At 61.0% G+C, this 17,762-nt stretch carries 14 protein-coding genes; 5 read left to right on the top strand and 9 right to left on the bottom strand.

Annotation, left to right across the window (positions count from 1 at the left end; translation table 11 throughout):
• Positions 1 to 3,124, bottom strand: a 3,124-nt coding sequence (locus tag FJ979_RS23905) for a DUF5801 repeats-in-toxin domain-containing protein (RefSeq protein WP_246679370.1), incomplete at its 3' end; no start/stop codon positions are given.
• A gap of 323 nt (positions 3,125 to 3,447) precedes the next feature.
• On the opposite strand from FJ979_RS23905, the gene FJ979_RS23900 reads away from it, so the two are divergent.
• On the top strand, positions 3,448 to 4,416 hold the full coding sequence (locus FJ979_RS23900; RefSeq protein ID WP_140515173.1) for a transglutaminase-like cysteine peptidase: 969 nt from the start codon (positions 3,448 to 3,450) through the stop codon (positions 4,414 to 4,416).
• 128 nt (positions 4,417 to 4,544) lie between these two features.
• Here the strand turns inward: FJ979_RS23900 and FJ979_RS23895 are convergent, their stop codons facing one another.
• The 7 genes from FJ979_RS23895 to FJ979_RS23865 all read right to left on the bottom strand — a co-directional run bounded on the left by FJ979_RS23895 (position 4,545) and on the right by FJ979_RS23865 (position 11,808).
• Complete coding sequence (locus tag FJ979_RS23895) at positions 4,545 to 5,180, bottom strand: ribbon-helix-helix domain-containing protein (protein WP_140515174.1); 636 nt, start codon at positions 5,178 to 5,180, stop codon at positions 4,545 to 4,547.
• Complete coding sequence (locus FJ979_RS23890) at positions 5,170 to 6,459, bottom strand: HlyD family type I secretion periplasmic adaptor subunit (RefSeq protein WP_140497322.1); 1,290 nt, start codon at positions 6,457 to 6,459, stop codon at positions 5,170 to 5,172. The genes FJ979_RS23895 and FJ979_RS23890 overlap by 11 nt, the downstream gene beginning before the upstream one ends.
• Before the next feature lie 45 nt (positions 6,460 to 6,504).
• Positions 6,505 to 8,637 carry a type I secretion system permease/ATPase gene (locus tag FJ979_RS23885; protein ID WP_140583999.1) on the bottom strand — a complete coding sequence of 711 codons (2,133 nt, stop codon included), beginning with the start codon at positions 8,635 to 8,637 and terminating at the stop codon, positions 6,505 to 6,507.
• Between the two features lie 40 nt (positions 8,638 to 8,677).
• Positions 8,678 to 10,126: a TolC family protein gene (locus FJ979_RS23880; RefSeq protein WP_140583997.1), complete on the bottom strand. Its 1,449-nt coding sequence runs from the start codon at positions 10,124 to 10,126 to the stop codon at positions 8,678 to 8,680.
• A gap of 390 nt (positions 10,127 to 10,516) precedes the next feature.
• Positions 10,517 to 10,930 (bottom strand): MAPEG family protein, encoded by a 414-nt coding sequence (locus FJ979_RS23875; protein ID WP_140583996.1) that lies wholly within the window; start codon positions 10,928 to 10,930, stop codon positions 10,517 to 10,519.
• A gap of 75 nt (positions 10,931 to 11,005) precedes the next feature.
• Entirely contained in the window at positions 11,006 to 11,494 is a 489-nt protein-coding gene (locus FJ979_RS23870) for an SRPBCC family protein (RefSeq protein ID WP_140583994.1), read from the bottom strand.
• Positions 11,495 to 11,496: 2 nt separating this feature from the next.
• Positions 11,497 to 11,808 carry a metalloregulator ArsR/SmtB family transcription factor gene (locus FJ979_RS23865; protein ID WP_210241481.1) on the bottom strand — a complete coding sequence of 104 codons (312 nt, stop codon included), beginning with the start codon at positions 11,806 to 11,808 and terminating at the stop codon, positions 11,497 to 11,499.
• A 261-nt stretch (positions 11,809 to 12,069) separates the two neighbouring features.
• Between FJ979_RS23865 and FJ979_RS23860 the strand changes: the two genes are divergently transcribed.
• The 3 genes from FJ979_RS23860 to FJ979_RS23850 are packed head-to-tail and all read left to right on the top strand — an operon-like array spanning position 12,070 to position 14,808.
• Entirely contained in the window at positions 12,070 to 12,960 is an 891-nt protein-coding gene (locus FJ979_RS23860) for a D-amino-acid transaminase (RefSeq protein ID WP_140498074.1), read from the top strand.
• Between the two features lie 16 nt (positions 12,961 to 12,976).
• Positions 12,977 to 14,005: a P1 family peptidase gene (locus FJ979_RS23855; protein ID WP_140515179.1), complete on the top strand. Its 1,029-nt coding sequence runs from the start codon at positions 12,977 to 12,979 to the stop codon at positions 14,003 to 14,005.
• Positions 14,006 to 14,007: 2 nt separating this feature from the next.
• Positions 14,008 to 14,808 carry a M55 family metallopeptidase gene (locus tag FJ979_RS23850; protein WP_140525154.1) on the top strand — a complete coding sequence of 267 codons (801 nt, stop codon included), beginning with the start codon at positions 14,008 to 14,010 and terminating at the stop codon, positions 14,806 to 14,808.
• Here the strand turns inward: FJ979_RS23850 and FJ979_RS23845 are convergent.
• Entirely contained in the window at positions 14,795 to 15,775 is a 981-nt protein-coding gene (locus FJ979_RS23845; protein WP_140497338.1) for a LysR family transcriptional regulator, read from the bottom strand. The two genes, FJ979_RS23850 and FJ979_RS23845, sit on opposite strands and share 14 nt — an antisense overlap.
• 295 nt (positions 15,776 to 16,070) lie before the next feature.
• Here FJ979_RS23845 and FJ979_RS23840 point away from each other — a divergent pair, with 295 nt between their 5' ends.
• Positions 16,071 to 17,696: an amidohydrolase gene (locus tag FJ979_RS23840; RefSeq protein WP_140583990.1), complete on the top strand. Its 1,626-nt coding sequence runs from the start codon at positions 16,071 to 16,073 to the stop codon at positions 17,694 to 17,696.
• Positions 17,697 to 17,762 lie beyond the last annotated feature (66 nt).

Genomic DNA, 17,762 nt, shown 5'->3' with positions numbered 1-17,762 from the left:
TCTGCATGACGCCCGACGTGGGATCGTAGGTTCCGACCGAGACGCCGTTCCACAGCACTTCGAGCTTGGCGCTGTGTGGGAGGCTGGTGTCGTTGGCGGCGCCGATCTCGAAGGAGATGCGGTATTCGCCGGCGCTGAGCAGCATGGTCTGCGAGATCTGGATGTTGCCGGGGCTGGCCTCGAGGTCGACCATAACGCTGTTGGTCGGGCTGTCTGCACCGCGATAGCCGTCACCGACCTTCTGCAATTCGATGCTGCTGGCGCCTTCGTAGGGCGAAGCCGTGACGGTCCAGGCGCCGGCGGGACCGGTCGTGGTGCCGCTGCCGGCGCCCCAGGCGTCGCCATTGGGAACGAAGCCGTCCAGGAACAGGCCGTTCAAGGCACCGTTCGGCTGCGAGATGGTCAGGCTCGGACCATCGTCGTCGAAGCTGATCTGGCCCGAGACATCGGCGCTGGCGCTGGCGGTGTCGCCGTCGCCATCGGTGACGGTCACGCTCACTGCGACCGAATGCAGGCCCAGCACCACCGTGTCGTCCGGATTGGAGGCGTTCGAATGATGAAGCGACAGATATTGCTCGACGGTCACCTTGCCGGTGGCCGGATCGATCGACAGCGCAAACGCCGCATCGCCATTGAATGTTCCGCCCTGCACGACGCCGACCACGACGCCGTTGGCCAGCGTCTGCAAGGTGATCAGCGAGCCGTCGGTGACGGCAAGGCCGGAGACCGCATTGGTGACGCTTAGCGCATAGACGGTGCTGCCCGAAACGGCCGGACCGTCGGCGCCGAACAGCGCCGTGATGTTGACGAAGGCACTGTCGCTGGTGCCGTGCGCGATCGCGCCGGTGCCGCCGACATCGGGATCCTCGCCCTTGGTGACCGTACCAGTGTCGATCCCAGCCGGGGTGCTCGTGGTCGCCGTCTCGTCAAGCGCTACCGTAACGCCGGTGGCGGCGACAGCCGTCACCTTCGGCCCGTCATCGTCGAAACTGATCTGGCCCGAGACGTCGGCGCTGGCGCTGGCGGAGTCGCCATCGCTATCCGTGATCGTGACCTTCACGGCCAGCGAGCCGGAGGTGAGTGCAACCGTGTCGTCGGGATTACCGGTGTCGGAATGGTGGAGCGACAGATATTGCTCGACGGTCACCTTGCCGGTGGCCGGATCGATCGACAGCGCGAACGCGGCCTCGCCCTTGAACGCGCCGCCCTGCACGACTCCGACAACCACTCCGTTCGCAAGCGTCTGCAAGGTGATCGTTGAGCCGTCGGTGACGGTCAGGCCGGAAACGGCGTTCGTGACGCTCAGCTGATAGACGGTGGCGGTGCTTGCCGCCGGGCCGTCGCCGCCGAACAGCGCCGTCACATTGACCAGGGCGCCGTTGCTGGTGCCGGAGGTGATCGCCCCGGTACCGCCGATATCGGGATCATCGCCCTTGACGATGGTTCCTGTGTTGATCGCAGCCGCCATGCTCAAGGCCTGCGTTTCGTCGAGTGAGACCACGGCGCCGGCGTCGGCGACGACTGTCACCAAAGGTCCATCGTCGTGGAACTGGATCGCGCCGCCGATCTGGGCACCGCCGAATGCGCTGTCGCCATCGAAGTCGGTGACGGTCACCGAGGCTGTGATCTTGCCCGAGAGGGTCAGCACGTCGTCATGGGCAGCAGCGCTCGATCCATCGACAGGGTGCTCCAGCGGAGCGTATTGGGTGACCGTAAGCGTGCCATTGCCGTTGATGACGATGGTAAAGGCGGTGTGGGTGCCGCCGTTCTGATAAGTGCCGGTGACCGTCGTCGCATTGGTCTGCTGCAGCGTGATCGCAAAATCGCCAATGGCCGTCTTCAGGCCCGAATCGAGCGATGCGACATTGCCGGTCAGGCCCAGCGCATAGGCGATGCCGCCGCCGGCGGCGGCGCCGTCGGCACCGAAATTGGATGCAACGGAAATAATCGGGTTGGCGCTCGTCACATCGATCGGAAAGCCAGCCGGCGAACCGGCGTTGCTTTCATCGAGCACCGCGGAACTGGCTGCCGTGTTGCCCACCGTCAGGGCAGGGCTGTCGTCCTCGACGATCACGGTCATGTTGGCCGTTGCCGAGCCGCCGAACGGGTCCTGCACGGTAACCGGGACGACGATGGAGAGGTCATCCTCGAAGCCGGCCAGCGGGTGGTCGAGGGGACCGAGCAGGGCGATCTGGAAGGTTCCCGTGCTCGCATCCGTGATGGTGACGCTGATCACAACGTCCGATCCGACCCTGCCGACGAGATGCGTCGAATCGACCAGTTCCCACACGACGTCGGTGCCGTGCGAGGTAAGCGTCGTGGCAGGCACTCCGAGGCCGTAGGTCAGCGGATCGCCATTGGGATCCGTAGCGCCGAAGCTGCCGTTGATCACCGAAAGATTCGATTCGTCGAAGGGTGAGCCGGGATCGCCGTCCGGGTTTGCGCCGGAAAGCCCTTCTTCCGACACGCGGACGGTGAGATCGCCAAATTCCGGGTTCGCATTGGGAAGGAACAGTTCCCGCCTCTCAGCCTGCCCGAACTGCAGATCGGTCGGCGGCAAGAGCGCCGAAAGATCAAATCCATCGCCGATGCCGCCAGGAGGAATTTCAAAATTTCCACCGGCGCTCGAGGTCGAACCTCCAGGGCCAGCCGACATCGAACCATCGGCGCCGAAGGCGACATCCACATGGCTCGCCTCGAGCGCGGCGATCAAGGCGACGCGCGGCACCTCGACGTCACCAAGTACGAAGGTCGGCACGTTGAGCGCGCCGTCCTTGATCACGATGACCGAGCCGTCGGCCTGTTCGAGCACGAGATTGTGGCCGTCGACCTTGATGTTGTCGATCGAGACGTTCGCCGGAAGCTTCACGACGTTGCCGGCGTCGGCGACGTATTCGTGCGGCGCGGCTGCCGCCTGGGCCTTCGCCTCCGCGGGTGCTTCCGCCGGCGCGCCACTGCCCACATCGACCGGCACTGGTTCGGCCGCTGCCGGCGCGGCCTGTTGCGTCGAAGCCGCCTGTGCGACCTGGAACTCTGCCGGCGAGGTCTGGTCGTGACGTTCACTGGCCATGGAATGCTCGTCCCACGAACCCGAAACGGCGTCCAATTCGTTATTGATGGTCATTGCTTGTACCCCTCCGGCATTTCCCCGAAAGAGACAGCGGCAACCATTACTTTGCAACCGTCCGTCAATCTACTTTATATACCATTATATGCCTACAATGGCATTTTTTACGCGTGGTAAACTGGGAGCATATATTCTGTTATATAAGTCGATATGTGCCGGTGCGGATGAGGCCTCGCCCCCTGTTGTATGGTAAATAGAAGTATAAATTCAAATAAAATTTTACGAAAAATAGCGGAAACAAGTTTCGTCGCCATTATCTACCTTCATTGCCAATAATTTGAGACAAGATCGGTACCGTCCACAGTCAAAAGGTGGGCGTTATGAAAAAAGAAAAAACCGCGCCGGGAACAGCCGGCCTCAAGCTACTCTTGCTGACGATCAGCCTCGCAGGCCTGCCGCAGCCATCGCTCGCGAGCGTCCATTTAGAGGGCACCGCTTCGGTCGGCGGGCTTGTTGAAGACGTGCGGATGCCGCCCAGCCTGGGCGGCGTTTCCCTGGAAAGATTCCAGCCTTGGCGACCGGCGGTAGGATACCAGCCCGACCTGGTTTCCATGAGTTACACGATCGACGATGCCCAAGCGGGCGTTGCGCCGGCGCCTGCGAATGTCGGAATTGATCCCATCAAGACGGCAACGATTATCCCCGGCGTGTTCGGCTCGGTCGCGTTGTCCATGCATAACTTTCCCGTCGCCGCGCGGTGGGCACCGGTCTACCAGGCAATTGTCGGCTGCTCGGCGGGCAGTGCCTGCGAGCAGAAGAGTGCGGCTTTTGCCAGGCTGATCTCGTCGGCACAGGGCAAAGGGTTCAGCGAGAAACTGTCATTCGTCAACAGCGGCATCAATCACCTGATCGCCTACAGGAAGGACAGCGTCATCTATGGCAAGCTCGATTACTGGGCAAAGCCCACCGAGGTGCTCGATAAGCGCGCCGGCGACTGCGAGGATTTCGTCATACTGAAGATGACGGCGCTGCTGAGGGCCGGCATCCCCGCGCAAAGCATGGCGTTGGTTGTTCTCCAGGATCGTAGGCGGGGATTCTTCCATGCGGTCCTGTCGGTAAGCACGGCAAGTGGCGTGTTCATTCTCGACAGCCTCAACAACACCGTGCTGCGCGACAGCGATCTCCCCGATTATGTGCCGCTTTATTCCTTCAGCACGGACCGAGCCTGGATCCATGGTTCGAGATCGGGCAGCGCGCAGGTCGCGGAGATCAAGGGCGGTTTTGCAGGCGTCGCGCCCGGCGAGGGATTGCAGCCCGACACGGCTTCTGGAGCGCTTGCCCGTCGGTGAGCAACCGCGGTTCGCCGGCTTTTATGGAAAACGCCGAACCGCTCTATCTCTTTGTTTTGCGCAATTCCCAAGGGAAAGCGCTACACGCTTTTCCCGGGAAGCGTTTCGCACTTTTCCTGGAACTGCTGCTAGCCGCTGACGAATGCCATCAGCAGGTCCTGCCCGACCAGCGGTGCTCGCACGGCATTCAATTGGCCACGATATCGGCGTTCGCCGGCGCCGATGACGAACCCGCTGGCGACCGGAATCTCGCCATTGGCATCCAGCCGCGCGAAGATGTCCGCCACGTTGAGATCGAGCGCCAGCCTGAGATCCTGACGCCCGTCATCGCTCGGCGCCGTCGGCAATTGGCGCTTTACCAATTGTTGGAACGGAGCGTTGAAGGTCAGGATCTTTTTCGACGATGAAAGGGCGAAGGCGGGCGAGGGGCAGGCGACCAGTATCGCGGTGATCGTCCTGATCGACGCAAGCCTCTTCAACGTCAGGTTTTCTTCCGTCAAGTCACGAATGCAGGCAACCCTGATCGCCGACGTCAGATTGCCGGCCGGAGGCTGGCTCTCGGCGATCTCATCGACAAGCATGCCGATCGTGCATTTGCGGCTTTCCGCCATCTGCCTGAGCGACGTCCAGAACGTCCGCTCCAGGCGGATGCCGCGGCGGATGCCGCGGCGCGCGACAACCCGGAACTCCATGCCGAGGTCTTCCGTGGCCATCGGCACGAGCAACCGCTCGAGAACAGCGGGAGGCGTGGCGCTATCGTTCACTCATCGCCTCCTCTCGTGCCTTGTTGATGGGTTTCAGCAGGTAGGTCAGGATCGTCTTGCGGCCGGTCTTGATGTCGACGGAGCAGATCATGCCCGGGATGATGGAATAGGTCTTGCCATCCCGCGTCAGCGTCGACCTGTCGGTCGCGACGCGCACCTGATAATAGGGCTCGCCTGTCTTCTGGTCGACGAGACTGTCGGCGGTGATGTTCGAGACCTTGCCTTCGATGCCGCCGAAGATCGAGAAATCATAGGCGGTGACCTTGATCAGCGCCTCCTGGTCCGGCCGGATGAAGGCAACGTCGCGGGGCGAAACCCGCGCTTCGACCAGCAAGGTCTCCGAAGTCGGAACGATGCCGGCGACCACCGCGCCGGGCTGCACGAAGGCGCCAACCGTATTGATGTCAAGCGTGTTGACGATACCGTCGACTGGAGAACGGATGTCGGTGCGGGCCACCTTGTCGGTCGCGCCGCGAATGGTTTCATCGACCACCGAGAGGTCAGCCAGCGCCTGCGTGAGGTCGCTCAGCGCCTCCTGTTGCAGCTGCAGGCCGAGCTCATCGACCTGAAGCTGGGCCTCGGTGATAGCCGATTTGGCTTTCTTGGTGGTTTCTCCAGCAAGCGTCAGCTGCCCATTGAGCTCGGTCTGCTCGCGTTCGACCCGGAGTTGCTCGGTTCGCGCCATCAGGCCTTTCTTGACCATGGCTTCGACCAGCTTTGCCTCCTGGTCGCTGACGACCAGATTCTTCGTGAGGCGATCGGAATTGGCCGTCGCCTCGTCCAATTCCTTCTCGCGCTGATCGAGGCGCGACTTGAGAACCGACAGCTTGACTTCGAAGTTGTCGCGGCGGGCCACGAGCAGCTTCTGCTCGTTGTCGCAGATTTCCGGGGCGACTTTCTGGATTTCGGCCGGACATGGAAATTCGCCTTGCAGATCGCCGCTCTGCTCGAACTTCAGCCGTGCAATGCGGGTCTGTAATGCCCGTGCCTTGGCCTGTTGCTCGCCAAGGCTGGAGGTGTTGAACGTATTGTCGAGGCGGATGATGAGGTCGTTCTTCTTCACGACCTGCCCGATCTTGACGGCAATTTCCTGGACGACGCCCGGCTCGCTGGCCTGGATGATCTGCGTTTTGGAAGCAGGTATGACCTTGCCGTCGCCGCGTGCGATTTCATCCACCTCGGCAAAGGACGCCCAAGCAACGGAAGACACGAAGAGTGCACCTATGATAAATATGGACGCCGACGCAAAGAGCGGCGGCCGGTCTTCTCTTGCAAGCATTTCCCACGGCCCCAACGCATTGAATACTTTGATAGTTTTCGTTCTTCAGGTGCTTTTTTTCTGCAGCGCCTGTATCACTTGGTCCTTTGGTCCATCGGCAACGATCCTGCCTTGCTCGATGACGATAAGCCGGTCGGCAAGTTCGAGCATGCTGAAGCGGTGCGTCGAGACGATCAGCGTGGTGTTTCGATCGAAAGCCACTTTGAGCTGCTTGATCAGTTGACGCTCGGAAGCCAGATCCATCGAGCCGGACGGCTCGTCCAGGAAGACGACTTTCGGTTTCGTCAGCAACAGCCGGGCGATCGCCATCGTCTGTCTCTGGCCGCCCGAGAGATTGGTGCCGCGCTCGCCGACATTCATGTCATAGCCACGCGGGTGGCGGGAGACGAAATCGTCGACGCCGGCGGCCTTGGCCGCTTCGACGATCTGCTCATCGGTCGCCTCCGGACAGGCCATCAAAAGATTTTCCTTGATGGTGCCTGAAAACAGATCGTTCGCCTGCGCGACGATGCCGACGGCGGCGCGAACCTCGGAGGGGTGGTATTGACGGATGTCGATGCCGTCCAGCAGCAGTTCGCCGGAACTCGGCAAGAAAAGCCTGCCGATCAGCCGCCCTATCGTCGTCTTTCCCGATCCTATGCGGCCGATGATGCCGATCCGCTCCCCCGGCTTCACGGAGAAATTCAGGCCGGTCAGGACTTCGTTCTCGGAGCCGGGATAGGTAAAGCCGACGTTCCGGAACACCATGGCGCCGTTGCGGATGGGCCGGTTGACGAAGCCCACAGTGTCCGGACGATCCTCCGGCTGAGCCATGATCGAATTCACCATCCGCAAAGAGAGCATGGCCTGGCGCAATCTGGACAAGGTGATGGCGATCTGCCCGAGCGGGGCCACAGCCCGGCTGGCCAGCATGACGGTGCCGATGATGGCTCCGGTGGAGACATGTCCTTCGGAGAAGGCGTAGGCGCCGGCCACCACCAGCGCGACGGTGACCAGCTGCTGGATGGCCTGCGTTATGTTGCCGGCGGCGGCCGAAAGCTGCTTGATCTTCTCGGAGGTGTTGGAGGCGTTTTTGGAATGCTCTCCCCATTTTCGCAACAGGTAGGCTTCGGCGCGCAGCGACTTGATCGTCTCCAGCGTGGAAATGGATTCGACCAGCAGCGCCTGGCGCTGCGAGGCCTCGTTCATGGAGGCCGCCACACGCTTGCCGATGCGCCGCTGCGTGACCAGTCCGACGATCATCGACGCGACGAAGGCCAGCGCGGGTATCATGACCAGCCAGCCGCCTATCGCATAGATGACGAGGAGAAAAACAAACACGAAAGCCGTGTCGATGAACACGCTGATGGTGTTGGACGTGAAGAATTCGCGCACGAATTCATATTGGGTCACGCGATTTGCGTATTCGCCCGTCGAGCCCGGCCGTGCCGCCAGAGACGAGTTCAGCACCTTCTCGAACAGCATGTATGAAATGCGCAGATCCGCCTTGCGCCCGGCATAGTCGATGAGCGATGCCCGGGAGGTCTTTAGCAGCAGGTCGAACAGGATGACCGCGCCGATGCCGATGGCCAGCACCCAGAGCGTCGATATCGCTTTGTTCGGCAGGATCCTGTCGTACACGTTCATGGTGAAGATCGGCGAGGCGATGGCGAGCAGATTGATGAACACCGCCGACAGGACAACCTTCGAATAGGTGCGCCAGAACGGCCCCATCGTTCCCGTCAGCCAATGTCGCCGCTCGATTTTCGGCGCCGAGCCGACGCTCATGGCCTCCGTCGCGTTGGCGTAGGTGATCGAGAAGGACGCACCACCGCTGATATAGCTGTTGGCCAGCTCCGACCGGCTGATCCTGGTGCGCCCGTCCTCCTGGGGAGCTGTAAAATATTCCCCGGCTTCACCATCGGCCAGCAGCGCGACAGGCAGCTGGCTGACGCGAAAGACGATCGCGGGGAGGTCGATGCGCCCCCGAACAAAGTCGCGCTGGCTGAATTCGGTGATTTCAAGGCCGACGCGCTCGGCAAGATGCCGGATTGCGTCGATATCGATGCGCGTCTCGGCCAGCGGCACGCCGGCAAAGAGCACGGTTTCGGCGCTGGGGCGGCCGAGATATGCGGCGACGGCCGAAAAGCAGGCCTTGAAAGCCTCTTTCGGTGACAGGATGTTGGGTTGCTGGTTCACGATCCGCCCGCGGGGACTCTCGATCGATCCTTAGGCCCGCCTATTTTTTCCTGACCGGTGCCAGAATATCGAACGGCACGTCATTTTTCTGTTCCGAAGGCGTGCGCGCATAGGTCTCGGTGTCGGCTATTTCCGGTGCGGCGAACTCGGTTCGCGCGTAAGCCGTGGCCTGTTTTGGCGGGTGGATATCCATCGTTTTCAACAACTGCCCGGTCGCCGCCAGAAGCCGATATTGCGCGAAAAGGGATGCGTAGGACGCGGTGTCGGCCAGCGTGGCGGTGTTGAACCGCGTGTTCTGCGCATCGAGCACGTCGAGCAACGAGCGCTGACCGACCTTGAACTGTTCGCGATAGGACGCGACCAGCTTTTCGTTGGAGGCTGCTTGAAGCTTCAGGGTCTTGGCCAGATCGGCCTGCCGGAAGCGACGATCCCATGACGTGCGAACGGCTTCCTCGATCTCTCGCAGAACCTGGTGCATCGCGAGCCGCTGCTCGCTGGTGCGGCGGATCTGCTCCTGCTCATTGGCCTTGTCGATGCCGCCCCGATAGAGATTCCAGCGCAACACCAGACGTGCCTGCAGATCGGATGCGTCTCCATTGTCGCCGTCAATGTCGTAGCCGGCCCGGGCAGAGCCTTCGGCAATGATCGAGGGACCATATTTCGCCCGCGCCGCGTCCACCAGCGAGGCCGCCGCGGCAATATCGCTGTTGGCCATGTGGACGCGCGGGTTACTCTCGCGCGCAAGGCCCAGTGCATCATCCAGCGACCTTGGCAGCGTGCCGGACACGTCGGCCGGCCTCGCTGCATTGGTCAGCGGCTTGCCGACAGTCTTGAAAAACCGTATCCGCGCGGCCTCCAGTTCCTCCGACGCTTCCTGCATGCGGGCCTTGGCCGCGAACAGCCGCTCCTCGGCCTGTTGCCGGTCGGCTTCGTTCAACCCGCCGCCGGCAATGCCTTCCTGGATGTCGTGGAGGATTGCTTGATGGAAGCCCAGGTTTTTCTTTGCCTCGGCAACAATCGAAGCCTGGAGCATGTATTCGAGGTAGTCCTGGACAACAGAGAGACCGATGAATTCCGACCGTTCCAGCACCCGAAACGACGCGCCATCGACGCGGGAGGCCTGGCGGTTCAATTCTGCGCGCCTTGCGCCGCTGTCATAGAGCGTCTGCGAAACGGTCAGGCCGGTTTCTGCCGGATAAAGCGCGTCGTCCTCTATCGAGAGTGCGCGCCGTGACGAATTGTCGAGACGGCGAGCGCCAGCCGACGCCTGCAGGTCGACGCTGGGCAAATAGAGGCCCTTTGCCTGACGCAATTCGAACTCGATCGCTTCGCGATTTTCTATGGCCTGGCCGATCTCCGGATTGGATTCGACCGCTACCGCCACCGCCTCCTTGAGCGTGAGGGCGTTCGCCCCCCCGCAAGTCAGCATCGTAGCCGCCATCAAAAGACCAAGGCGCTTGCCTATGGCCGACATGCCAGTTCTGTTCATTTAGCCCACCCGTTTCCCCAACGCCTTCCTCAAGGCGCTTAAGCGGGCCAACCCCAGGCCCACCATTGCCGAATTACCCGATATATTCAGAAAATACGTGAGCGAATATTAATTTAGGCGACTCTAAATGGGTTTTCCCAGTCATGAGCAGTGACATGTAGCAAAAATAACACATAACAGCGGGGCCGATGGGGATGGGAAAATGCCGATCGGCTGCAACGAAAAAATGCCTTGGTTGGAGCGGTGAGGGCACTTTTTGAAAAAACCGCGCAATGGTTCCCAATAGTTGGACACGCTTGCCCGGGCCGAGACGGTGGCGCTGTTGCCGAACGGGGATGCCGGACGCGGACTATAAAACGGATGAAGCCTCCGATAAGTGCCGATAACGCGTCAATGGAGTGCTGCCCATCCAGTCACAAGGATAAGGGCAAGCGTAACCAGCGCTCCCGAAACGTACAGAACCGTCCTGACACTGCCTCCCTTTGCGGCGTTTCCGCCACGTAGGTAGATTCCCAGATGAATCACGCGTATCGCCAGGTGCAGCCCCACAAGCGTCGCCAAAGTGGTCGGTCCAACACCAACCATCATCGCCAGCACCGCGGGCACGACAAAGGGCGCCAGTGCCTCAACCGAGTTCATGTGGACGCGGTCGATCCTGTAGAGCGGGTTGTGGTCGTCCGCGGGGACTACCGGTCCTGAAAGTACCCCTGCAAATCCCTTGGACGAACCGGAATAGACTGCCAACACCACAGACAGCAAACAAAGCGTAAGCACGCCGAGGATGCTTAACCAATAGACTTCCATATTGTCTCTGCTCCTGGAATCTCAGTGGGCGATACGGTGCTTGCGAGTCATACCCCATGAACTGCAACGCGGTTGTCAGGCTGTCCGATGGTTGAACAGGTCGTGGAACCGTTGCAGGTAGAGCGGCCAGCCCTGATCGCTATCAACTGCACCCCTCACGCCTACCCAGCCTTCCCCATGGCGCTCGAAATGCCGGTGCTCGATCTCAACCCGGGTTCTGTTCTCGGTCTCGGCCGTGAATCGGACCTCCCATTCGCTCGTCTTGTTCGGGTCGGTCTCGATCTGCCACCGAGGGCTGATGTCCCAGCTCAGAACCAGCCGGCTGGGCGGATCGTAGGCCAACACACGAGCCCAGCGGCACTCGCTGCCATCCACACCTCGGTCGTAAACGTGCCCTCCGACCCGGGGTTCGAAGATCGTTTCTGCGATCGGAACGGCAAGAAGATTGTGCTCTCGAGGTTTGAATCTCCCGAAATCCTCGGTGAAAACCTTGAAGGCATGCACAATGGATGCCTCGACGACGACGAAATGCCTTACGGGCGCGAGTGCAGGATCCTTACTCATGCTTAGTCCTTTTTTGGATGCTCGACAGCTAATTTGTAGCCCGCCAGGGTCTTGCTCCAGAACTGGTCGATTTCCGCGCGCAGGCCTGCCAGCCCATCCTGATCGATACGGTATATGCGTTCTTTGCCCGAGCGCGTGTCGGCCACAAGCCCGGCAGCCTTGAGTATCTTCAAGTGCTGAGAGACGGCCGGCCGGGTTACAGGCAGGGCACGAGCAAGTCCGCTGACCGAACAGGGCTGTTCGACCAGCAGTTCGAAGATCGTGCGCCTTGTCGGATCTCCGAGCGCTGTCCAGTAGTTCGCGTTAGTGGCCACTAACGCGAACTTAAATCGATGGCCGCGACCTGTCAATATCGGGAGGTCAACGATGCGTCGTCCAAGCCCCCGTCCGGCTCCGCGGGATTAAAGGAAACCATTCAGCGACCTGCGCCGTCTCGTGGCGTGAATCATGCGGCCGTCGCAGGGAGTGCCCGTTGCGCTTTGACGGTATCGGCATACCGAATTGCATTTTTTGAATTGGTCTTTGCCGACCTGCCTTGGCATTTATCGAGCAGTCAGTTGATGCTGGGATCGAGGATGGCCAAAGTGGCGCAAGTCTATTGCAATCGGCGTTACATGCCCGAAGACGAGGCGCGCATCGGTCTCTTCGATCGGGGGTTCCTCTTTGCAGACGCGGTCTACGAGGTGACCGCCGTGATGGGCGGCAGGCTGATAGACAATGATTTCCATCTCAATCGTCTCCAGCGGTCGCTTGCCGAGATATGTATTCCCATGCCCGTGACGCTGCCTGAGATAGAAGCCATTCAATTGGAACTGATCTCGCTCAACGGATTGGATGAAGGAACGGTCTATCTCCAGATTTCGCGCGGCGAAGCCAAGCGCAATTTCCTGTTTCCCGATGATCTTGAGCCGACCATGGTCGCCTTCACAAGCGCCCGCAAACTCGTAGGAACCAAGGCTCAGGCCGAAGGCGTCGCCGTCGACCTGGCGCCTGATCCGCGCTGGGCGCGGCGCGACATAAAGACTGTCATGCTGCTGGGGCAGGTTCTGGCAAAGCATGCTGCAAGCGAGAAAGGCTTCGATGATGTCTGGTTTGTCGAGGGTGGACAGGTGACCGAGGGCGCATCGGCGACGGCTTTCATCGTTACGCACGACGGCCGTGTCATTACTCGCGCCAATTCTCAAGCCATCCTGCCCGGCTGTACGCGGCGAGCAGTGGCGCGTCTATGTGAAGACCAGGGCATTTTGTTTGAAGAGCGTGCGTTCTCGCCAGAGGAGGCGTTTTCGGCGGCGGAAGCGTTCCTGACCTCCGCCTCGAGCCTGGTCACCCCCGTCATCCGTATTGCCGGCCACAGGATCGGAAACGGCCAACCTGGTCCATTGACACGCCGCCTGCAGGAAATTTACGTCCAGACAGCTTTTGCAGAGATGAACGGGCATGCGGCCGGAAGAGCGGCCCTTGCTTGATGAGTGGGATGTGAAAATGGGCGCGGCACGGCGTTTAGGCCTTTGCATGGGGCGGCTGCCGCCCGGCCCGAACAATGCGATCACGGACGTGCCGGGTGTCCTGGTCGGCCATAAGACGATCATCGCCGACGGACTTGCGACAGGCGTCACCGCCGTCTTGCCCCATGGCGGCGACCTGTTCAGATCCAAGGTCAGGGCGGCGGTCGATATCATCAACGGTTTCGGCAAGTCCGTCGGGCTCATGCAATTGTCCGAACTGTGCACGATCGAAACGCCGATCCTTCTGACCAACACGTTCTCGGTCGCACCATGTGCGGAGGCGCTGATCAAGCGTGCCATTGCCGCCAACCCGGAGATCGGGCGCAAGACCAGCACGGTCAATCCCGTCGTTTGTGAATGCAACGACGGCGGCATCAATGATATTCAGGCAATGGCGGTCACCCGGCATGACGCCGAAGCGGCGCTGGATGCCGCGAGCGCCGGTCCGGTCGAACAGGGCAGCATCGGCGCCGGCACCGGAATGACGTCGTTTGGCTTCAAGGCGGGTATCGGCAGCGCGTCCAGGTCTGTCGAGATCGGGTCTCGCGCCTTCACGCTTGGCGCTCTGGTGTTGTCCAATTTCGGCAGGGCAGGGGATCTTGTCCTCCCGGATGGCCGCAGAGCCGATCCCAAAGGGCTCGGCGAGCCTGAAAGCGGGTCGATCATCATCATTCTCGGCACGGATATTCCTCTTGACGACCGGCAATTGAACCGTGCCGCCAGCCGGGCCGGCGCCGGCATTGCCCGCCTCGGTTCGTATTGGGGACACGGCAGTGGCGATATCGCCATCGCCTTCACGACCGCCGATCCTCTGCCGCACGTCTCGCCTTCACCGTTCATTTCGATTTCGCGTGTCGATGACAGATACATCGACCTCGTTTTCGAAGCGGTTGTGGAAACCACGGTCGAGGCCGTTCTGAACGCCCTGTGCGCCGCGCAAGGCGTGGTTGGACGAAATAGACGCAGGATTCCGGCGTTGACCGACTGGCTGAAGGAGCCCCTTTGAGCATGAAGATTTTCATTTCGGCCGATATCGAAGGCACCGCGGGCATTCAATCCTGGGACGAGGCGGAAAGAACGCATGCCGACCACAGGGAATTCCGCGAACTGATGACCGGGGAGGTCCTGGCCGCCTGCGAAGGAGCGCGAGCCGCTGGCGCCACCGAAATCATGATCAAGGATGCGCATGACAGCGGGCGCAACCTTATTCTCGAACGCATGCCGCCTTTCGCGCGCATCGTGAGGGGCTGGTCGGGACATCCGGACGCAATGATGTTCGGGATCGATGAAAGCTTCGATGCCGCGCTCTATACCGGCTACCATTCCAAGGCCGGCGTCGAGGACAACCCGCTTGCACACACATCGACATTGCGAATATCGCGGCTGATCCTGAATGGCGAAACAGCGTCCGAATTCACATTGAATGCGTTGTGCGCCGCGCGCTATGGCGTGCGCTCGGTATTTCTTTCCGGCGACGAAGGCATTTGCGCGGACGCCAGAGCCCTCGTCCCGGGGATAGCCACTGTCGAAACCCTCAAAGGCATCGGCGCGGCCACCATCTCCCTGGCGCCTGCGGCGGCGCGCGGCGCAATATGCGAGGGCGTTGAAAGGGCGTTGCGCGACAGGGCGCGGCAAGCTTTGCCGTCAATGCCGGAAAGGGTCGAGATCATCATCGAATTCAGCAATCCCGTCGATGCCTATCGCGCCTCCTGGTATCCCGGAGTGCGCCGGCACGGGCCACGTGCCGTCGCCTTTGCATCGAACGACTATTTCGAGGTGCTGCGCGCCTTCCGCTTCATGAAGAGCTGAAGGTCGCCGTGCCCGCGGCTGGCGCGGCGGGCTTCAACGTTTGCGCCAGCGCCTTGGATGATTGCCAAAGAGCCTCTACCATGGTGCTTCGCGTCTTCTCCGAGCTGCGATACAATCGTATCTCGAGATCGAGCGTCCATGTGCTGTCATTCGAACAGATGACAAGGGCTCCATTGGAGATGTCGTTCTCGACGAGGCTTTCTGGCAGCCAGCAGATGCCCGCGCCGGTCAGCGCAAGTTCCTTGAGTCCGGCGCTTATTGTGCTTTCATGCACTGTCTGACGCCGGAACGGCGAGTGCTTCGAGAACAGTTTTCCGAGGGCGACACCAAAGAAAGAGCTGTAACCATAGCCCAGATAGGGCAAAGCTCGCTTTGCCGTTTCCGGACTGTCCAGAATGCCCGCCGCGGGCACGGTCGACTTGTCGAAGCGCAGTTCCGGCGCCGCGACCGGGATGAGCCGATCCGATCCGATAGCCAGATGAGAAAACTTGTCGCGATCCAGGTGAAACGGCACTTCACGGTGCGCATAGGTCAGGAAGAAGTCGGTTTCGCCATCGGTCAGTGCAGCCAGGTTCGCCTCGATGCCACCCCTGTCAGCCATGAAGGATGTGCCGAAGGTGCGAGTGTTCCGCTGCACCTCCCGCAGCCAAACCGGAAAGAACGTGATGGTCAATGTGTGAAGGGCCGCAAAGCGTACAAGCCCCTGTTCCGCAGGCGGGCGCAGAGACTCGCGCACCGAATAGAACATCCTGATGGCGTCTTGCGCCATCGGAAGAAAATTGCGTCCGGCCGATGTCAGTTCGGCCGGCATGGTGGCACGACTGATGAGCGGTGCTCCGAGCCACGTCTCAAGCTGCTTGATGCGCCGACTGAAGGCCGACTGGGTGACATTGCGGATTTCGGCTGCCCGCGAAAAGCTCGATGTTTCTGCAAGTGTCACGAAATCTTCGAGCCATTTGATTTCCACGCGGCCTCTCCTCCACTGCGTTCGAGCATTGATCGAACCGCAATGGGGAACATATTTCATTATAATTGCTATGTTATGCAAATTTTGCATGCTTGATTGCGAAAACCGAATTGGCCTTGTGATCGCCGACGCCCCAACGTCTGCAAAACGAAAAAGCTGGCAACTGGAGCCGGTGGCAGGGGGAACGTGACGTCGAGCGCGGGAGAAGAATCTGACCGCGCGCGAAACGGAATGCCACTCAAAGTCAAATCTATGTCGGCGACGTCCGTGAACGCCGGGGAGAAGAAAAGGCAGCATGAATTCGCAGAACCAAGCCGATCTCGTTTTGCATGGCGGCAAGATTTGGACCGGTTACGGAAATCCGATCGCGGAGGCGATTGCGGTCTTGGGCAACCAGGTCGTGGCCAGTGGCTCCAACGCCGAAATCAAGGCCCTGATCGGAAAGGGCACGAGGGCCGTGGATCTGGCCGGGCGCTTCGGAATGCCCGGTCTGAACGATGCGCACCTGCATCTGATCTCGACGGGGCTCCTGCGCGGCAAGGTCGATGCGACGCCCGATGCCGCGCCGACCCGCGGCGCGCTGATGGCTGCGTTGCAGGCGCGGGCCGCCGAAACGCCCAAGGGCGCATGGGTGACCGCGCGGGGTTTTGACCAGACCCGATATCCCGACGCACTGATGCCGACCGTGAAGGAACTGGACGCCGCCCTGCCCGATCATCCCGTTTCGGTCACGCGCGCCTGCGGCCATGTCACTGTCGTGAATTCGCTGGCGCTGGCGCTGGCGGGAATCGATATCGACACGCCCGATCCGGATGGTGGCGTCATTGGGCGCGAGGCCGGGCAACTGACCGGAATGCTGGCTGAGAACGCCCAGAACTTCGTCTACGACGTCCAGCCGACACCCTCTTTCGCCGAGATACTCGATGCTATCGAAGCGGGGGGCCGTGACCTCCTGCGGTTCGGCATGACGTCCTGCATGGACGCGGCCACTGGCCAGATCGACGGTATGACCGAGATCGAGGCTTATCATGAGGCCGAGCGCAGCGGCCGGCTCCCGGTACGGGTCTGGGCAACACTTCTGGGCGACCCCGGTTCGTCCATCGTCGAGCCTTGCCATGCCGCGGGTCTCGTTACCGGGGTCGGCAGCGACATGTTCCGCATAGGCGGCGTGAAGATATTCACGGACGGCTCGGCCGGCGGACGCACGGCCTGGATGCGCCAGCCATATATTGACCAGCCTGACAATTTCGGTGTCCGGATGCTGCCAGACGCTCAATTGTTCGAACTGGTCGACCGCTACACCGCAATGGGCTACACCATGGTCTGCCATGGCATTGGCGATGCCGCCATCGACCAGCTCGTGCGCGCTTATGAACGTGTGCGCGCCGCCAGGCCGGATCACAAGCACCGGCACCGGATCGAGCATTGCGGCTATGCCGATGATGCCATCAATCAGCGGATGTTGAAGGCAGGCATCCTGCCTGCGCCGCAGCAGGCCTTCATCTATGATTTCGGCGACGCCTACGTCTCTGTTCTCGGGCCGGAGCGCGGGTTGCGCTCCTATCCGATCGGAACCTGGGATCGCCTCGGCATGAAGCCGTCCACCGGCAGCGACTCGCCGGTCTGTTCGCCCAATCCCTTCCCGGACCTCTACGCCATGCTGACGCGCAAGACGCACAAGGGCACGGTAATGGACGCTTCCGAAAAACTGACGTCCGAACAGGCGTTGCGCGCCTATACCGAACACGGTGCCTACTCCCAGGGCGCGGAAATGGTGAAGGGCCGGTTGGAGCCTGGAATGCTCGCGGACATCGCCGTGTTCTCCAACGACCTCCTGACGGCCACACCGGAGACAATCCTGCGTGAAACGCGCTGTGAGATGACAATTCTGGATGGGCGCATCGTCTATGAAGGAAGTTGAGGCGGGATGCCGGTTGGGCCCGTCTCTGACAGGAAATCAACAACGAACCACAGGGAGGAATTGAGG

It is taken from the genome of Mesorhizobium sp. B1-1-6 (genome assembly GCF_006443035.1).
GTDB lineage: Bacteria > Pseudomonadota > Alphaproteobacteria > Rhizobiales > Rhizobiaceae > Mesorhizobium.
This window is presented reverse-complemented; position numbering and strand designations above follow the sequence as displayed.

Excerpts from the sequence above, each read along its gene's own strand:
- FJ979_RS23880 (WP_140583997.1), bottom strand. The coding sequence starts at position 10,126 with ATGAACAGAACTGGCATGTCGGCCATAGGCAAGCGCCTTGGTCTTTTG.
- FJ979_RS23870 (WP_140583994.1), bottom strand. The coding sequence starts at position 11,494 with ATGAGTAAGGATCCTGCACTCGCGCCCGTAAGGCATTTCGTCGTCGTC.
- FJ979_RS23900 (WP_140515173.1), top strand. The coding sequence starts at position 3,448 with ATGAAAAAAGAAAAAACCGCGCCGGGAACAGCCGGCCTCAAGCTACTC.
- FJ979_RS23840 (WP_140583990.1), top strand. The coding sequence starts at position 16,071 with ATGAATTCGCAGAACCAAGCCGATCTCGTTTTGCATGGCGGCAAGATT.
- FJ979_RS23890 (WP_140497322.1), bottom strand. The coding sequence starts at position 6,459 with ATGCTTGCAAGAGAAGACCGGCCGCCGCTCTTTGCGTCGGCGTCCATA.
- FJ979_RS23860 (WP_140498074.1), top strand. The coding sequence starts at position 12,070 with ATGGCCAAAGTGGCGCAAGTCTATTGCAATCGGCGTTACATGCCCGAA.
- FJ979_RS23855 (WP_140515179.1), top strand. The coding sequence starts at position 12,977 with ATGGGCGCGGCACGGCGTTTAGGCCTTTGCATGGGGCGGCTGCCGCCC.
- FJ979_RS23875 (WP_140583996.1), bottom strand. The coding sequence starts at position 10,930 with ATGGAAGTCTATTGGTTAAGCATCCTCGGCGTGCTTACGCTTTGTTTG.
- FJ979_RS23850 (WP_140525154.1), top strand. The coding sequence starts at position 14,008 with ATGAAGATTTTCATTTCGGCCGATATCGAAGGCACCGCGGGCATTCAA.